This is a genomic window from Streptomyces sp. NPDC046821, assembly GCF_040645335.1.
GTDB lineage: Bacteria > Actinomycetota > Actinomycetes > Streptomycetales > Streptomycetaceae > Streptomyces.
Map to the genome: position 1 here is coordinate 60,387 of NZ_JBEYYB010000016.1, position 17,185 is coordinate 77,571.

General features: G+C 70.6%; 14 protein-coding genes and 2 tRNA genes. 4 read left to right on the forward strand and 12 right to left on the reverse strand.

Annotation, left to right across the window (positions count from 1 at the left end; all coding sequences use genetic code 11):
• Positions 1-46: 46 nt before the first annotated feature.
• The 4 genes from ABZ893_RS30030 to ABZ893_RS30045 all read right to left on the reverse strand — a co-directional run bounded on the left by ABZ893_RS30030 (position 47) and on the right by ABZ893_RS30045 (position 5,457).
• A tRNA-Met gene (locus tag ABZ893_RS30030) sits at positions 47-120 on the reverse strand.
• A gap of 180 nt (positions 121-300) precedes the next feature.
• Complete coding sequence (locus ABZ893_RS30035; protein WP_361409883.1) at positions 301-2,157, reverse strand: sel1 repeat family protein; 1,857 nt, start codon at positions 2,155-2,157, stop codon at positions 301-303.
• Positions 2,158-2,362: 205 nt separating this feature from the next.
• Positions 2,363-2,436: transfer RNA gene (locus ABZ893_RS30040), tRNA-Met, on the reverse strand.
• Between the two features lie 42 nt (positions 2,437-2,478).
• Complete coding sequence (locus ABZ893_RS30045; protein WP_361410210.1) at positions 2,479-5,457, reverse strand: UPF0182 family protein; 2,979 nt, start codon at positions 5,455-5,457, stop codon at positions 2,479-2,481.
• Positions 5,458-5,595: 138 nt separating this feature from the next.
• Here ABZ893_RS30045 and ABZ893_RS30050 point away from each other — a divergent pair, with 138 nt between their 5' ends.
• Complete coding sequence (locus tag ABZ893_RS30050; RefSeq protein ID WP_361409886.1) at positions 5,596-6,141, forward strand: PPA1309 family protein; 546 nt, start codon at positions 5,596-5,598, stop codon at positions 6,139-6,141.
• A 102-nt stretch (positions 6,142-6,243) separates the two neighbouring features.
• Here the strand turns inward: ABZ893_RS30050 and ABZ893_RS30055 are convergent, their stop codons facing one another.
• The 4 genes from ABZ893_RS30055 to ABZ893_RS30070 form a co-directional block, all read right to left on the reverse strand.
• On the reverse strand, positions 6,244-7,332 hold the full coding sequence (locus ABZ893_RS30055; RefSeq protein ID WP_361409889.1) for a PDZ domain-containing protein: 1,089 nt from the start codon (positions 7,330-7,332) through the stop codon (positions 6,244-6,246).
• Positions 7,333-7,357: 25 nt separating this feature from the next.
• On the reverse strand, positions 7,358-7,618 hold the full coding sequence (locus ABZ893_RS30060; RefSeq protein ID WP_361409892.1) for a hypothetical protein: 261 nt from the start codon (positions 7,616-7,618) through the stop codon (positions 7,358-7,360).
• Positions 7,619-7,824: 206 nt separating this feature from the next.
• The gene (locus ABZ893_RS30065; RefSeq protein ID WP_361409895.1) at positions 7,825-8,289 is read right to left on the reverse strand and encodes a molybdenum cofactor biosynthesis protein MoaE; all 465 of its coding nucleotides are present in this window, start codon (positions 8,287-8,289) and stop codon (positions 7,825-7,827) included.
• 114 nt (positions 8,290-8,403) lie between these two features.
• The gene (locus ABZ893_RS30070) at positions 8,404-9,519 is read right to left on the reverse strand and encodes an SDR family oxidoreductase (protein WP_361409898.1); all 1,116 of its coding nucleotides are present in this window, start codon (positions 9,517-9,519) and stop codon (positions 8,404-8,406) included.
• A gap of 190 nt (positions 9,520-9,709) precedes the next feature.
• On the opposite strand from ABZ893_RS30070, the gene ABZ893_RS30075 reads away from it, so the two are divergent.
• Together ABZ893_RS30075 and ABZ893_RS30080 are read left to right on the forward strand one after the other, a co-directional pair.
• Positions 9,710-11,185, forward strand: coding sequence for a zinc-dependent metalloprotease (locus ABZ893_RS30075; protein ID WP_361409901.1), 1,476 nt, complete (start codon positions 9,710-9,712; stop codon positions 11,183-11,185).
• Positions 11,182-11,730 (forward strand): NUDIX hydrolase, encoded by a 549-nt coding sequence (locus tag ABZ893_RS30080; protein ID WP_361409903.1) that lies wholly within the window; start codon positions 11,182-11,184, stop codon positions 11,728-11,730. The genes ABZ893_RS30075 and ABZ893_RS30080 overlap by 4 nt, the downstream gene beginning before the upstream one ends.
• 86 nt (positions 11,731-11,816) lie before the next feature.
• Here the strand turns inward: ABZ893_RS30080 and ABZ893_RS30085 are convergent, their stop codons facing one another.
• The 4 genes from ABZ893_RS30085 to ABZ893_RS30100 form a co-directional block, all read right to left on the reverse strand.
• Positions 11,817-12,572, reverse strand: coding sequence for an AIM24 family protein (locus tag ABZ893_RS30085; RefSeq protein WP_361409906.1), 756 nt, complete (start codon positions 12,570-12,572; stop codon positions 11,817-11,819).
• A 16-nt stretch (positions 12,573-12,588) separates the two neighbouring features.
• Positions 12,589-13,269, reverse strand: a complete 681-nt coding sequence (locus ABZ893_RS30090) for an AIM24 family protein (RefSeq protein WP_361409909.1) — start codon at positions 13,267-13,269, stop codon at positions 12,589-12,591.
• An 11-nt stretch (positions 13,270-13,280) separates the two neighbouring features.
• Positions 13,281-14,963, reverse strand: a complete 1,683-nt coding sequence (locus tag ABZ893_RS30095; protein ID WP_361409912.1) for a TerD family protein — start codon at positions 14,961-14,963, stop codon at positions 13,281-13,283.
• Positions 14,964-15,144: 181 nt separating this feature from the next.
• Positions 15,145-15,741, reverse strand: a complete 597-nt coding sequence (locus ABZ893_RS30100; protein WP_361409915.1) for a M48 family metallopeptidase — start codon at positions 15,739-15,741, stop codon at positions 15,145-15,147.
• A 228-nt stretch (positions 15,742-15,969) separates the two neighbouring features.
• Between ABZ893_RS30100 and ABZ893_RS30105 the strand changes: the two genes are divergently transcribed.
• Entirely contained in the window at positions 15,970-17,154 is a 1,185-nt protein-coding gene (locus ABZ893_RS30105) for a TOMM precursor leader peptide-binding protein (RefSeq protein WP_361409918.1), read from the forward strand.
• Positions 17,155-17,185 lie beyond the last annotated feature (31 nt).

A 17,185-nucleotide genomic window follows, 5' to 3' on the forward strand; every position in this document is an offset into this window, starting at 1 on the left:
AGCACTGAGGCCCGGAACCAAATGGTTCCGGGCCTCAGGCCTTCAGTAGCGGGGACAGGATTTGAACCTGCGACCTCTGGGTTATGAGCCCAGCGAGCTACCGAGCTGCTCCACCCCGCGTCGGTGAACCTGACTCTACGCGACCCTTCCCGACCAGCGCAAATCGCTTACGGTGCGGTCATCGGTTTGCGGGCGACCCTTCCCGCCTCGTTTGTGGGCAGGCGTTCCGCACGGCGGAACGGGTGGGCACAAACGGCCCACCGGCCAGCACCCGCCCACGCACCCCAGCCCCTGCCCGCGCTACGCGGAAAGCTCCGTGCGCAACGCATCCCGCAACCTTCCGGCCCGCTCCGCAACCTCCGGAGGACCAAGTTCCACGGCCCGCTGCGCCCACCGCTGCCCCTCGACGAGGTCCCCACGCCGCGCGCACAGCAGCGCAAGCCGCAGCGCCGCCCGCCCGTGCCCCGCGTCAGCAGCCCGCGTCCACCACAGCGCGGCCTCCGGCTCGCTCCCCTCGCGGGCAAGGAGCAGCCCGAGATTGAACGCCCCGTTGCGCGATCCGGCCTCCGCGGCCTCGCGGTACCAGCGCGCGGCAGAGACCACGTCGCCCCGCGCCGCGGCCAGCATCCCGACCCGCACCTGAGCGCGCCGGTGCCCCTGCTCGGCGGCCCGCTCGTACCACTCCTCGCACTCGGCGCGCTCGCTGACGCACTCGCCGAGGGACGGCGGTCCGGGCGGCGGCTGCCGCGCGTCGAGCACGGTGGCAAGGCGGTACGCACCCTCCGCGCTGCCCCCGCCCGCGGCGCACCGCAGATGCCGCTCGGCGGCCTGCTCGTCGCCGTCCCGCAGCCGGGCGATCCCGGCCTGGAGGGCGGCCTGGGTGTGCCCGCCCGCCGCGGCCCGCTCGTACCACTGGAGCGCGGCGCCCGCGTCGTCCCTGCTCGCGTACAGGATGCCGAGGTTGAAGGCGGCGTCCACGCTGCCCGCCTCGGCCGCCTTGGAGAACCACGGCTCGGCGCCCGCCGCGTCGCCGCCCTGGAGGAGCAGCACGGCCAGCGCGTTCGCCGCCTCGCGGTGGTTCGCGTAAGCGGCCCGGCGGTACCACTGGTCGGCCTGGCTGGTGCGACCCTGCTCGGCGCAGAGCAGCCCGAGGTTGTACGCGCCATTGATGTCGCCGGCGTCCATGGCAGCGCGGTACCAGCGCTCGGCGGTCTGGGTCTCGCCGCGCTGGGCGTGCAGGGCGCCGAGGGCGTTGGCCGCGTTGCCGTCGCCTTCCTGGGCGGCGCGCAGCCACCAGACGGCCGCGCTCTCCTCGTCTCCGGCGTCGCGCAGGAGGAACCCGAGCGCGCAGGCGGCCCGGGGCTCGCCGTCCTTGGCGGAGTTCAGGTACCAGCGCCCGGCTTCCTTGAGCTCGCCGCGCCTCTCCAGGATCGCGCCGAGGTGCAGGGCGGCGCGGCGGTGTCCGCGCGCGGCGGCCTGCCGGTACCACTGCTCGGCCTCCGCCCCCACGGGCAGCTTCCGGCGGACGCCGGTGGCGGTCGGATCGGCGCTTTCGTCGGCCTTCGCAGGCGCGCCTCGGAGCGCGCCCTCGGGGCGCTGCTGGGCGGTGCGGCGGTCGAGAGCGCGGGCGAGCCGGTACGCCGCCTCGCGGTGACCGTGCTCGGCGGCGGCACGCATCCAGCGCTCGGCGCCGTCGTCCCCCCGGTGTTCGAGCAGGTCGGCGAGCGCGTAGGCGCCGAGGGCGTGGCCCTGTTCGGCGGACTGGCGCAGCCAGTACTCGGCGGCGGGCTCGTCCCCACGCTCGCGGTGGTGGCGGCCGAGCGCGTGCGCGGCGGGTGCCGATCCGGCGACGGCGGCGATCCGCCACCAGCCGGCGGCCTCGTCCGCGTAGCCGCGCTGGTGCAGCAGTACGCCGAGGTTGTTCGCCGCGGCCCGGTCCCCCGCGGCCGTCGCGGCGCGCAGCTGCGGCTCGGCACCGTCCAGGTCACCCCGGCGCAGCAGCATGGCCCCGAGGACACTCATCGCCTCGACGTCGCCCGATTCGGCCGCCGGCCGCAGACGCGCTTCCTCTACCGCCGCTCCGGTTTCCTCCCGGTCGGCCCCCTGCACAAACCGCCCTGTCTCCAACAGAGTTGCCTTGTCCCCCATAACGTCCATCGTCGCACCACCTGCAACCTGGGTACACCGGGTATACCGCAGCCATTGAGGTCACTACAGCGTTTTGTCGACTTGCCCACAGGGAGACAAGTGAAACACAGAAACCTCAACTACCCACGGGAGAGGCACGCTTCGTACGTACACACGCTTCGGGCGCGCACGACAAAGGCCCGGATCCTCATAGGATCCGGGCCTTCGCCTTCAGTAGCGGGGACAGGATTTGAACCTGCGACCTCTGGGTTATGAGCCCAGCGAGCTACCGAGCTGCTCCACCCCGCGCCGTTGTGAGAAAACCGTACCACGGCGCGAGGGGGTGCTCGCTCAGCTGCTCGAACCGCTGCCGTTCTTGCTCGTGTCCTTGGTCGCGTCCTTACCGGTGCTCTGAGCAGCGCTCTTGTCGCCGGCCTTGGCGTCCGGCTTGGCCGCGCCCTTGCCGTCGCCCGCCGCCTTGTCGGCCGCGGACTGCGCCTTCTCGGCGCGCTTGAGGGCCGCCTCCAGCTTGTCCTGGGCGTCGGCGTAGGCGTGCAGGTCGCCCTTCTTCATGGCGGCCTGGCCCTCCTCGAAGGCCGACTCCGCGTCCGCGAGGGCTTCCTTGACCGTCGAGTTCGCCGGGGGCTTCGTGGTGTCGCCGCCGGGCTTCGTCGGTGTGGCCGGCTGCGAGCCGTCCACCCCGAACGCCTGGGTCAGCGCGTCCCCGAGATTGTCGGCGAAGCCCGTTCGGTCACCGTAGGAGACGGCGACCTTGCGCAGCAGCGGGTACTCCGCGTTGCGGCCCTGGGCGTAGATCGGCTCGACGTACAGGAAGCCGTTGTCGAGCGGGACCGTCAGCAGATTGCCGTACAGGACCGTCGAGTCGGCGCCCTTCATGTCGCGGACGAAGTTCGCCACGGGCGTCACGGAGTTGAGCTTGTTCTGCACCTGCTCCGGGCCGTACACCTTGTCCTCGGTGACCCGCAGCAGTCTTATCTTTCCGTAGTCCTTGCTGGTGGCGTCGGCGTCGACCGCCATGAACGCGCGCAGGTTGGGGCGCCCGCTCGGGGTGAACGTCGTCGTCAGCGAGAACTGCTGGTCCGTCTGGCCCGGCATCTTCATGGACAGGTAGTACGGCGGGACCGCGCTGTTGTCCTTCTTCGTCGGGTCGTTCGGGACCTGCCACGCGTCCGACGCGTTGTAGAACTGGTCGGAGTCGGTGACGTGGTACAGCGACAGCAGCTCACGCTGGACCTTGAACATGTCCTGCGGGTACCGCAGATGCTCCCTGAGCTGCTGCGGGATCGCGCTCTTGGGCTCGACCGTGCCGGGGAACGCCTTCTTCCAGGTCTTGAGGACCGGGTCCTTGTCGTCCCACGTGTACAGCTTGACCGTGCCGTCGTAGGCGTCGACCGTGGCCTTCACCGAGTTGCGGATGTAGTTGACCTGGTTCTGCTGGGCCACCACCGCGCGCTGGTTGTCCCCCTCGTTGAGGGAGTCGGCCGTCGTGTCACCGAGCGTCGTACGGGACGCGTACGGGTATCCGTTCGACGTCGTATAAGCGTCGACGATCCACTGGATGCGGCCGTTCACGACCGCCGGGTAGGCGTCGCCGTCGATGGTCAGCCACGGGGCGACCGCTTCGACGCGCTCCTTGGGCGTGCGGTTGTAGAGGATCTTCGATCCGTTGCCGATGGCTCCGGAGTAGAGGATCTGCGGCTCGCTGAACGCCACCGCGTACGCGGCCCGGTCGATCGGGTTGGAGAGGCTGACGCCGCCCTTGCCGTCGTAGCTCGTGGTCTTCTGCGTGCCGTCGTCCTGCTCGTAGTCGAGCTCCTTCTGGGGACCGCCGACGATCGAGTACTGGCGCGTCTTCTCGCCGTAGTAGATCCGCTGCTGGTAGTTGCCCAGGGAGCCGCCGGCCGGCAGGCCCGACTCGGTGAACAGAGGGGCGCCCGGGGAGTCCGGGTCGGTCTGCGTGCCCTTGGCCGAGATGGTGCCGAAGCCGTGGGTGTAGGTGAAGTGGTCGTTGATCCAGTTCCGCTTCTCCACGCCCGAGAGGTCGAGCTCGCGCAGGCCGATGACGGTGTCCTGCCCGTTGTACCGGTCGACGTCGAGGGTCGTGGGGAACTGGTAGTACTTCCGCTCCTGTTCCAGCTGCTGGAACGTCGGCGAGACCACGTTCGGGTCGTTGATCCGGTAGCTGGCCGCCGAGTCGGCGTCCGTGCGCTGCTTCTCGGCGTCCTTGACCGTGCCCTTGCCGGTGTAGTCGTCCGGAGTCACCCCGTCGATGCCGTACGCGATGCGCGTGGCCTCGATGTTCTTCTCGATGTACGGGGCTTCCTTGGACTGCTCGTTCGGCTGGACCTGGAACTTCTGGACGATGGCCGGGTACAGGCCGCCGATCAGGATCGCGGACAGCACCATCAGGCCGAAGCCGATGACGGGCAGCTGCCAGGTGCGCCGCCACAGCGTCGCGAAGAACAGGACGGCGCAGATCGCGGCGATGCAGAACAGGATGGTCTTGGCGGGCAGATACGCGTTCGCGTCGACGTACCGCAGGCCCGTCCAGTTGTTCGTCGCCTTGAAGCCGCTCGACTTCACCGCGAGCCCGTACCGGTCGAGCCAGTACGCGACCGCCTTCAGCGTCACGAACACACCGAGCAGTACGGAGAGATGGCCGGTGGCCGCGGCGCTCGCGCGCGTGCCCGGGCTCGTGATGCGCAGCCCGCCGTACAGGTAGTGCGTCAACGCGGCCGCGATCAGGGCGAGGACGGTCGCCGCGAAGCCGAAGCCGAGCAGGAAACGGAACCACGGCAGGTCGAACGCGTAGAAGGACACGTCGAGATGGAACTGCGGGTCCTTCTGGTGGAACGGCACGCCGTTCACCCACATCAGCCAGGTGCGCCACTGGGTGGCCGCGGACGCGCCCGCGATGAGGCCGACCAGCGCCATCACGCCGATCAGCAGCCACTTCTTGTAGGGCGCGATGCTCATGCGGTACCGGTCGAGGCTCTGTTGCTCCAGCGACATGGCGCTCAGCGGCGGTCGCAGCCGGTGCGCGAGCCACACGTTCACACCGACGCCGGCCGCCATCAGCAGGCCGAAGACGAAGAACAGTCCGATCTTGGTCCACAACGTCGTCGTGAACACGGACGAGTAGTCGACCGATCGGTACCAGAGCCAGTCGGTCCAGAAACCCGCGAACATGACGAACGCCATGCCCAGTGCGGCAAGGACACCCAGCGTCATGAGCAATGACCTGGCCCGCCGTGACGGTCGGCCCACTCTTATCCGCGGTCCCGTCGGGCCTCCGCCGCGGTCCGGCATCTGGAAAGCCAAGGTGCGCACCTCGAAGTTCGAAATCGATCGGTCAGGCCCCCGTGATCGCGGACCCATCACCTATGCAACTTACTCACGCTTTACTCAGTTCCCGGATCCGGGGAGGAACGAGGCAGGATTGTGACCATGTCCAACACTCCCATGGCAGCCAGCCCGCTCACCCGGGCCGTACTCGAGATCGACGAGTACACCTCCGGCCTCGGCTGGGACCAGCCCGCCCGCCTCTTCGCCCTCGTCGACACCGCCCGTCTCCGGGCCCAGGAACCCGGCCTCGCGGCCCAGCTCGGCCTCGACGGCGAGCAGGAGGCCGCAGCGGCCTTCACCCCGATCGAGCAGGACGAGGTGCCCGCCGACAAGGCGCTCGACGAGTTCCTCGGCACCATCGCGTGGCCCGACGCGGTCGTCGGCTGCGCCCTGACCGTGGAGCGGCTGATGCTGCCGCCGTCCGCGGAGGCGTCCGTTCCGGAGGGCCTGAGTCAGAAGCAGCTCGCCAAGTGGGTCGCCAAGCACCCGGACCGTCAGGAAGTCCGCATGACGGTCGCCGTGCTGCGTGACGGCGCGCGGGAGTCGGCGGTGCGGCTGCGCGAGAAGGACTCCGCGACCGAGGTCCTGACGGGCTCGGACCTGGTCCCCGGCCTGGCCGAGGCCCTCGCGGCGACGTTCGAGGACTAGGACGGCACCCTTTCCACCAGGGCTGTACGAGAGTTCGGCCAGGGCACATAGGAGAGGGGCGCCGCGGATAGTCCGCGGCGCCCCTCTCATGTCTCAGCCCTGTCAGCCCTTGGCCGTGCAGCTCGCCAGGTCGGCCGTGTCGCCCGTGCGGATGTCCTTGAGGGCGGTCATCGCGTCGTCGATGGTGTTGACCTTGACGAGGGTGAGGCCCTTCGGGACGTCCTTGGCCGCGTCGGCGCAGTTGTCCTTCGGGGTCAGGAAGTAGCGCGCGCCCTTGTCGCGGGCGCCGACCGTCTTCATCTGGATGCCGCCGATGGGGCCGACCTTGCCGTCGTCGTCGATGGTGCCCGTACCGGCCACGAACTTGCCGCCGGTGAGGGAACCGGGCGTCAGCTTGTCGACGATGCCGAGCGAGAACATCAGTCCGGCGCTGGGCCCGCCGACGTCGGCGAGCTTGATGTCGATAGCGAACGGGAACGTGTGGTCGGTGCCGGCCTGGATGCCCACGATCGCGCGGCCGTCCTTCGCCTTCTCCGTCGTGACCGTCACCTTCTGCGTGCGGGTGGCCTCCTTGCCCGCCTTCTCGGCGGCGGCGGCCTCCTTGACGGGCACGATCGTGAACACGACGGCCTGGCCCGGCTTGTGCTGGGTGACGAGCTTCGCGACGTCGGCGGGCTTCTGGACGGGGGAACCGTCGACGGCCTTGATGACGTCACCGGCGTGCAGCCGGCCCTCGGAGGGGCTGCCCTTGATGACCGACTGGACGATCACCCAGGACTTCACCGGGATCTTCAGCTCACGCAGGGCGGCGACCTTGGCGCTCTCCTGGGACTGGCTGAACTCCTCGGCGTTCTCCTGCGTGGACTGCTGCTCGGTCTTGCCGTCGGGGTAGAGCGTGGCGTGCGGCACGACGATGCTGTCGTGCGCGAGCCAGCCGTAGACCGCCGAGACGAGGTTCATGTTGTAGTCGGCGCTGGTGACCCGGACCGTCGTCATGTTGAGGTTGCCGGTCGTCGGGTACGTCTTGTGGCCGGAGATCTGCAGCACCGGCTCGCCGTCGTGGTCTCCGAGGGTGTTGACCGTCGGTCCCGGGCTCATCTCCGCGTACGGAACTTTGATCAGCATTCCCGCGCAGATCAGCGCGATCAGCATCAGGGTCGAGGCGAGCATCGTCGCGGTGCGGCGTGGCATGGAACGACAGTACGGGACCAGTCTGTCAGTGCACCGCCGGGGCATCCGTCCGAGCCTCTACGGAGGCGGGTGCTTCCGCCTGGCCCGCTTCCGTTTCCGGTGCCGTCACCAGTTCCGTTCCCGTTTCCGCGACGGTGTACGACTTCTCCATGGCCTCGCGGAAGCGGGCGTACCCGTTGAGTTCCGTCGCGTCACCGGTCCTGCGGTTCCGTGCGGCCCAGCTGCCCCACAGACCGGCCCCGACCGCTGCGACAAGAGGAATGAGCAGCCACATGAGCGCTGCCATGCCGACCTCCGACCGTGAGCCACCGCAACTGACTGATCAGCAGATTAACCATCCGCTGCGTCAACGCTCGCCTCAGGGGTGCGGTTACGCAACCGGAGCCGGTCCGTGTGGGCGACGGCCTTGTCCTGGGCCGGATTTCGGGGCTGTCGGCAGGGCTTGCCGGGTCGGTTTTCGAAGCCGACGGAACGCGATTTCCCGGGCCGCCGTCAGCAGGCGCCGACCCACTCCTCGGTGCCGTCCGAGAACTTCTGGTGCTTCCAGATCGGCACTTCGTGCTTGAGGTCGTCGATCAGCTTGCGGCAGGCCTCGAAGGCCTCGCCCCGGTGCGGGCAGGACACGGCGACGACGACCGCGAGATCGCCGACCGCCAGATCGCCCACCCGGTGGACGGCCGCGAGAGCGCGCACCGGGTACTGCGCGACGACCTTCTCGGCGACCCGCCGCATCTCGGCCTCGGCCGTCGGGTGGCACGAGTAGCCGAGCATGTCGACATCCGCGCCGCTGTCGTGATTGCGCACGGTCCCCACGAACAGCGCGGTGCCGCCCGCCGCGTCGTCCCCCACTGCCTTGAAGACCTCGTCCAGGGACAGGGGCGTGTCGCGGATCTCCAGGAGGCGGATGGGATCCGGCGCCGCCTGCTCTCCGGGGTGGTCGTTCGTGGTGCTTGCCATGAACCCATCGTGCCGTACGCGGCCGCCGACGCGGAATAGAGCTATCCACCGGCACGCGCGCGTAGCGGCTTGGAGCCTCCTACAGGGAGGGCCCCCGGCCGGCGGGACGGTCGGTCAGAACCGGCGCCTGGCCTTGCGGGCTCTGCGTACGACGGCTGCCGCGCCGAGCAGGGCGACGGTGGCGCCGGCCGCACCGGCGGCGGTCGCGTCCTTGCGGCCGAGGCGGCGGCCCGCCACGGTGTGCCGCCCGGAGACCTCGTCGAGGAGTTCGGCGAGCACCTCCTCGTTCGTCCACTGCGGGCGCCACCCCGCGTCGTGCAGCCGGCTCACGCTGACCACCCAGGGGTACATCGTGTACGCGAGGTCGCCGGCCGGGGACGGGGTGAGCCCGATCCGGTGCAGCCGGGCGGCGGCGCCGAGGGCGACCGCGGAGGGCAGCTCCATGCGCCGGATCCCGCTGAGCTCCTCGACCTCCTCCTGCTCCAGCCAGCCCTCGCAGCCGACGGCGAGCTCGCCCTCGACCTTCTCCAGGACGGCGTACTCCAAGGCGCTGCACAGGTCCTCGACGTGGCAGAACTGCCAGGCGGGGCGGGAGCCCGCCACGACGAGCAGCCGGGGCGACTCGAAGTACCGGGTGAGGGCGGTGTCGGTGCCGCCGCCTACGAGGACGGCGGGCCGGACGACGGTCACGTTGAGGCCGGGGTGGGCGCGGGGGGCGCGCCGGGCGAGCCGCTCGACCTCCAGGAGGTCGCCGACGCCGGTCGCCTCAGCGGTCGCGCGCAGTTCGGCGTCTTCGGAGAGGGGCAGTTCGTTGTCCTCGAGCGCTCCGTAGACCATCGCCGAGGTGCACAGGACGACGCGGTGGACACCGGCGGCGGCCGCGGCGGTGAGCACCGTCTGGGTGCCGCGCACGTTGTATGCCGTCCGCGCGGCCGAGTCCGTCTCCAGATCGAGGTCGAGCGCGAGGTGCACCACGACGTCGGCGCCGCGCAGCTTCTCGGCGATCGCCGGGTCGCGCACGTCGAGGATGTGCCAGGTCGCGGAGGCGCACTCGCCCCGGCGCTCGTCGATGGCCACGACCTGCTTGATCTCGTCGGACGCGGCGAGGCGCTCGGTCAGCAGCGCGCCGACTCCGCCGGCGGCACCGGTGACCGCGACCACGGGGCCGCGGGCTCCGGAACGACTAGAAGGGTTTCGCGCTCCGCGAACCTGTGGATCTGGGGAACTCACCGGGCGTCTCCAGTGGTTGTCTTCAGTACGTACGTGTACGACGCGTGCGTACCAGGAGGCATCCATCCTGCCGCAGGCCCTGAGTGGGCGGAGCACCGAGGCCCGATCGCGTCGCGGTGTCTACGCTGGGTGTGTAGTCGGGCAATCGCCGCCGGGACAGAACCGGTGGCCTTACCAGCCGAGGAATCCCGTGAGTGACACCCCATTCGGATTCGGCCTTCCGCCGGAGGAGCCGGACGACGGCGACGAGGGCAAGAAGAAGGATCAGCAGGGCGGTGGCGGTCAGGGACCTGCCAACCCCTTCGGTTTCGGAGGTCTGCCCGGCGCGGGCGGCGGGGACAACCCGTTCGCCGCGATGTTCGGCTCCCTGAACCCCAACGACCTGGGCGCCGCGTTCCAGCAGCTCGGCCAGATGCTCTCGTACGAGGGCGGGCCGGTGAACTGGGACATGGCCAAGGACATCGCCCGTCAGACGGTGTCCCAGGGCACCGCCGACGGTGTCAAGGACGCCAGCGTCGGTCCCTCCGAGCGCTCGCAGGTCGAGGAGGCCGTGCGCCTGGCCGACCTGTGGCTCGACGACGTGACGTCGCTGCCGTCGGGCGCCGCGTCCGCCGTGGCCTGGAGCCGTGCCGAGTGGGTCGAGGCGACCCTCCCGGTGTGGAAGGAGCTCGTCGACCCGGTCGCCGAGCGCGTCGGCCTCGCCATGGGTGACGTCCTTCCCGAGGAGATGCAGGCCATGGCCGGCCCGCTCATCGGGATGATGCGCTCCATGGGCGGCGCCATGTTCGGCTCGCAGATCGGGCAGGCCGTTGGCGTGCTCGCGGGCGAGGTCGTCGGTTCCACGGACATCGGCCTGCCGCTCGGCCCGGCCGGCAAGGCCGCGCTGCTCCCGGTGAACGTCGAGTCGTTCGGCAAGGACCTCGGCATCCCCAAGGAGGAGGTGCGGCTCTACCTGGCGCTGCGCGAGGCCGCCCACCAGCGGCTCTTCTCGCACGTGCCGTGGCTGCGCTCGCACCTGTTCGGCGCGGTCGAGGGGTACGCGCGCGGCATCAAGGTCGACACGGCCAAGCTGGAGGACGCGGTCGGCCAGCTCGACCCGCAGAACCCGGAGCAGCTCCAGGAAGCGCTCCAGCAGGGCATGTTCCAGCCGGAGGACACCCCGGAGCAGAAGGCCGCCCTGGCCCGCCTGGAGACCGCTCTCGCCCTCGTCGAGGGCTGGGTCGACGCGGTGGTCCACGCGGCCGCGAAGCCGCGTCTGTCGTCGGCCGACGCGCTGCGCGAGACGCTGCGCCGCCGCCGGGCGACCGGTGGTCCCGCCGAGCAGACGTTCGCGACGCTGATCGGCCTCGAGCTGCGCCCGCGCCGCCTGCGGGACGCCTCGCGCCTGTGGGCCTCGCTGACGGACGCGCGCGGTGTGGACGGGCGCGACGGCCTGTGGGCGCACCCGGACATGCTGCCGACGGCCTCGGACCTGGACGACCCGGACGGCTTCGTGCACCGCGAGCAGCTGGACTTCTCAGAGCTCGACAAGCTGCTCGGCGAGGCGGCGAGCGGCGGCGGCCTGGGCGGGCCGGACCTGTCCAAGGGCGACGCCAAGCCGGATGCCAAGCCTGGCGACGCCCCGGGTGACTCCAACGGCGGCTCCGAGAACGACGAGGGCAAGTGACGCTGCACGACGACGCCGTCCTGGTACTGAAGGGCTACGAGGGCGGGTTCGAGGGCCGGGCCGCCGAGCAGGTCGAGCTGCGTCAGGCGTATCTCGACCACTTGGCCGCCCACCCCGACGACGCCATGTGGAAGTCCTGCACGGACGGTCATCTCACGGCGAGCGCGCTCGTCATCGACCCCTCGCGCGGGCGCGTGCTGCTCACGCTGCACAAGAAGCTCCAGATGTGGCTGCAGATGGGCGGCCACTGCGAGCCGGGCGACGTCACGCTCACGGACGCCGCGCTGCGCGAGGCCACCGAGGAGTCCGGCATTCCGGGCCTGACGCTGCTTGCGGGCGGCCCGGTGCGGCTCGACCTGCACGCGATCCCTGGACCGTGCACCCAGCACTTCGACGTGCAGTACGCGGCCCTCGCCCCTGCGGACGCGGTCGCCGCGATCAGTGACGAGTCCCTGGACCTGCGCTGGTTCCCGTACGACGAGGTCGCGGCCGTGGCGGACGAGTCGGTCGTCCGGCTGCTGGAGGCTACGCGCGCCCGTCTGTGAGCGGGCAGGTGTAAGGCGCGGCATGTGTAAGCGGCACGCGTAAGGGGCGGTCACCATGGGTGGCCGCCCCTTACACATGCTCTGGATCAGCTCCAGACGTTGCCCTGGTTCTGGCCCCGGGCGCCCTGCTGGCCCATGCCGTACTGGGCGCGGAGGCCCCCGCCGATCTCGGCGTTCTGCGGCGGCAGCAGCTCGCTCGGCTGGACGAGGGCGTAGCCCTGGCCCATGAAGCTGAGCTCCCAGCCCTCGCCCGTGTTCCCACGGCGCCGCCACACTCCGGAGGAGTGCGTCTGGGCCTGCATCTGCACACGCAGGCTGTTCGACCAGGCGACGATCGCGTCCGAGTCGACATTGACGTACTTGTCCGGGGTGACCTGGATCATCAGCGGCTGCCCGGACGTCATCAGGGCGACCTTGCCGCGCCCGGTGATGTTGAGCTGGTACTTGCCGGAGCCGGAGATGCCGTACTGGCTGTCCACGGCGACGACCTGGTAGCTGAGCGACGAGTCGAGCGCCAGGACGTAGCTGCTGTCCACCGTCAGGCCGTCCTGCTCGACCTCGACGACGTGGATGTACTGGGCGAGGTTCGCCAGGTAGACGGTGCCCTGCCCGTGGCAGCGCATCAGGTCGAGACCCTCACCGGTGTGCGCGCGGGCGCGCCGCTCGCCGGACGACTGGATCTCGCCGTCGAACTCCACGAGGCCCTGGTAGGCGACCATGGCGCCCTTGCGGGCGAGGATGTCGTCGTGGCCTTCGAGGGTGACCCGCAGCATCTGCGGGTTCTGGAGCGTGTAGCGCTCCTGGGACTGCACGTCGGCGTGTGCGAAAAGCGGACTCTGCATGGTGTTCCGTTCCCCCTCAGCCCCGCGCCCGGAGGCGGTCGGTGCTGTCCTCACTGGGCTGTACGACGACGATGCCCTCGCCGGAGAAGCCCATCTGGTAGGCCTCGCCGCTGCCGCGCCCGATGAGCGAGCCGGCCCTGAAGCTGCGCTTCCCCTTCACCTTGAGGTTCGGGGACCAGGCGATCAGCGCGTCCGGGTCGACGTATGTCTCGTCCTCCCCGCTGCCGCAGTCGACGACGATCGGGGTGCCCCGGGATGTGAGGGCGACGTAGCCCTGGCCCGAGATCCTGATGTTCCACAGGCCCTGGCCGGCGAACTTGGCGAGTCCCTTGACGCGCTCGACGCCCCACTGGAGGTGCGCGTCGAAAGCGAGCAGGTTCGTGCCGTTCACCGAGATGGAGTCGCCGCCGAGGTTGATGACGACGACGTCGGCGCCGTAGTCGGCGAGGTACAGCAGGCCGTCGCCGGAGGCCTTCATCAGGGGCGCGCCCTCGCCGGTGATCCAGTCGCGGGCGATCTGGCGGACGGCGGGCGGGTTGGGCTCGTACTGGACGAAGCCTTCGTAGGCGACCATCGAGCCCACGCGCGCAAGGAGGTCGTTGCCGGTCTGCATGGCGACCTTCAGCATGTTGGACCCGTGGTTCTCCATGCGGGCGGCTACCGGGGTCGGGGCATAGCCCGCGAGCGGCTGGTTCATGACGGGCTCCCTCAGACCTCGAACGGCTGGACGACGATGAAGTTCCCGGGCGCACCCCGGAACTGGAGGTTCACGCTCTCCCCGCTGTGGCCGGGGTAGGCGTTGTAGCGCATACGCACCTGGCTGGAGACGATCGCCTGCGCGGCGGCGGACCAGGCGACGACCGCGTGGCAGTCCGCGAACGTCGTCGGCGTCACGGGGAGCACGACGGGCGTGCCGTGCGTCTTGACGACGACGGTGCCGGTGCCCTGGAACTGCATGACGAACAGGGCGCCGCCGGGGATGCCGTGGCCCTCGATCCGGCGCACCTCGTGCTGGAGGCTCTCGTCGAACGCCAGCACGTTCTCCGCGGAGACGCAGATCGCGTCGCCCTGGAGCTCGATGGGGTGCAGATAGGTGGCCTCGTCCGCGAGGAAGACCTGTCCGCGTCCGGTGCAGCGCATGAGCTGCATCTCCTGGCCGGTCGCGGCGCCCACGATCCGGCCGGCGAAGCCCGCGCCCTTGTAGCTGAACTCGACCTTGCCCTGGTAGAGCACCATGCTGCCCTGACGGGCGAGCACCGGCTGGTCGTTGGCGCCGAGGTCGACGCGGATCAGCTTCTTGTTCTGCAGCGTCCACCGCTGTCCGGTGGGCGCCTCCTTGTACAGCTGCAGCGCGGCGGCCACGCCGGGGGCGGCTGCCGCTTGCGGGGTGCCCTGAGGCATTCCCTGGGGTGCGCCGTACGGCGACGGGGCGGGCGGCTGGCCCGGGAACTGCTGTCCGTAGCCCGGCGGCGGGGCGGGCGCCTGGGGCGGCTGCCCGTAACCGGGGGGCGCGGTCGGCGTGTGCTGCTGCTGGCCGTAACCGGGGGGCGGGGTGGGTGCGTGGGGCGGCTGTCCGTAGCCGGAGGGCGGGGGCGGGGTCTGGCCGGGCATGTGGCCGATCGGCGGCGCTTGCGGGGACGGTGCCGCCGGGGGCTGTCCGGTCAGCGGCGCGATGATCGTCGGGGCCGCGTGCACGGACTGCTGGGCCGGCTCGGGCGCGGGCGGCGGCGTGAAACCCTGGGCGGGCTGCGGCGCGGGTGCGGGGGCCGAGGGGGCGCCGAAGGCCGGGGGTTCCGTGACCTGCGCGGGCGGCGCGAACGACGGTGCGCCGGCGGCCTGCTGGGGCTCCGGAGCGGGCTCCTCCTCGGCGACCTCTCCGCCGAAGTTCTTCAGCAGCGCCTCGAGGCCGCCGTCGAACCCCTGCCCGACGGCCGCGAACCGCCAGACGTCCTTCAGGTAGAAGTCGCCCAGCATGACGGCACGTTCGGTCGAGAACTCCGTGCCGTTGAACGAGTAGCGGGCGACCTCTTCGCCGCCCGCGACGATCCGTACGTATCCGGGGGCGATCTGCGACATCTGGCCGGCGCCGTCGATCGTGGCCGTGAACGACAGCTTCTGGATGTTCGCCGGGATCCGGTCGAGCGTGACGCGGAAGGACTCGGTGTCGCCGGCCTGGGCGCCCAGAAGCTGAATCGACTCCTCGGGTGATTTCGGCTGATTGAAGAAGACGAAATACCGGTCGTCCGAGAGCCGCTCGTCGGCGTCAAGACCGAAACAGCTGATGTCGAAGGTCAGCCCGGGCCCCGCGATCTGTACGCCTACGTACAGATCCGTGCCCGCGGTGAGGTCACTGATCCGGGCCTTGTGGCCGCGTTGGAATTCCCTGGCCATGCGTTACGACCGTCCCCCATCCCGAAGGTGAATACGTCGAGTCAGGCTATCCGCAAACACTGACAGCGGCGGCAGCCGGTACAGCCCTGGTACACAACGGGCACGTCGCAAGCGGGATCAGCGAACGCGCGGGACGATCGCGCGCGCGGTCACTTCGCGAACGGTCACTCTTCGCGAACGGTCACTCTTCGCGATCGGTCGCCAGGTGCGGCAGCCGGTCGGCCGCGACGACACCCTCCAGATAACCCCGCGCCCGCTCGGTACGCGGATACGCCTCAAGCAGGCGCCAGAACCGCGGCCCGTGCCCGGGCACCAGCAGATGCGCCAGCTCGTGCACCAGGACGTAGTCGACGACGTACTCCGGCATACCCTGCAGCCGGTGCGACAGGCGGATGCTGCCCTCGGCCGGTGTGCACGACCCCCAGCGCGTGTTCTGATTCGTCACCCAGCGCACCGACTTGGGGCGGGCGCGACCCTCGAAACACTGCTCGGAAAGGCGCTCCGCGCGCTCGGCGAGCTCCGCGTCCCCGAGCACCCGCTTGCTCTCCTGCGCCGCCAGCTTGTCGAGCATGACGGTGACCCAGCGCTTCTCCTCGGCCTCCGACATCCGGGCCGGAATGAGCACCACGGTCCGGTCGCCCTCGCGGTACGCGGAGACCGTTCTGCGCCGGCGGGCGCTTCGGCGGACCTCGACCGCGCTCGCCCGGGGACCGCCTGGCGGCGGGCTGGTCGTGCTGCGCTGCGTGTTCGTGGCACGGTGCAGAGGGTCGGCGGGCACGCCCCGACGTTACCCGCTGCACATGGGGGAAGTCCCGCCTCCGGGCGTCTTCGGTGCGGCCCGGCACGCCTCCCTGACGATTAATACGACTACCGCCCCCGCCTGTGGATAACTTTTCGCACCAATTCCCCCCGCGATGCATCCTGGCAATCGACCGACGCACCAACCGAATTCCGGACCGTGCGTCACCGCCATCACGGGCACCGCACGAACATCACGGGGGAAAACATGGGAAGTTCACCGCCGACGGCCACACATCCGATCCTCAAACCGGCACTGCGGCGGGGCTGGCGCGACCTCAACACCGTCCAGTTCGGGGCGGCTCCGGCACACGCCGTGATCCTGGGTCCGGTCGACACCGCGACAGGCAGCTTCCTCACCCTTCTCGACGGGACGCGCGGCGTACCGCTGTTGCGCGAGGAAGGCCGACGGATGGGACTGCCCGACGGCCATGTCGACGCTCTGCTCCATCGCCTGACCAGGGCGGGGCTGATCGACGACGCCACGGGCGGCGGCCCTGCCTTCGACTCGCTCCGCGAGCGCCCGGGAGTCCTCGACCGCCTCCGCCCCGACCTGTCGGCCCTCACCGTTCTCTCCCCCGAACCAGCAGCCGGGGCAAGGAAGTTGGCGGCCCGTCGCACCATGCGCGTCCAGGTGAGGGGGACCGGTCGCGTCGGCACGGTCATCGCGTCCGTCCTGTCCGCGGCCGGCATCGGCCATGTCGACGTACGTGACGGAGGCTGCGTCGAACCCTGGGACGTCGCCCCGGGCGGACTCTCCGTCGAATCCGTCGGCGAGCGCCGGGACACCGCCGCGCTCCGAGCCGTACGCAGGGCCGCGCCCGACCGCCCGCCTCGCCCCGACCGTCGCGCGCGCCCAGCGTCCGGTTCCCGGGGCCGGTTCGAGGGCCCGCCCCTCTCCCTCGCGGTCATCGCTCCGCGCGACGGTCTCTCCGCGTACGCACCCGACCCGCTCGCGGCCGAAGAACTCGTCGACTCGGGAACTCCCCATCTCTACGCGGGAGTGGTCGAGGCCACCGGAGTCGTCGGTCCACTCGTCCTGCCCGGCGGCACCCCCTGCGCGGGCTGCCTCGCGCGAGGGCGCACCGACCGCGATCCCACCTGGCCGCGGCTGATCGCGCAGTGGCGTTCCGGACACCAACAGCACGTCCCCGCATGTGACGTGGCGCTCTCCACGGCCGTCGCCGGACTCGCGGCCGCCCACGCGCTGGCCTTCCTCGACGGAGAGCTGCCCGCCAGCAGCGGCGCCCGCTGGGAGGCCTCGGCTCCGGGCCTCGACTGGCACGCCCGCCCCGTGTGGCCTCATCCGGACTGCTCGTGCGGGGCACACGAGCGTGGTAAGGGGGAGCAGACCTCCGAGGGCGAGGAGCAGCACGACACAATGGCCGGGTAACCGCCGCAGGCGGCACGGCAGTCTGGGATTT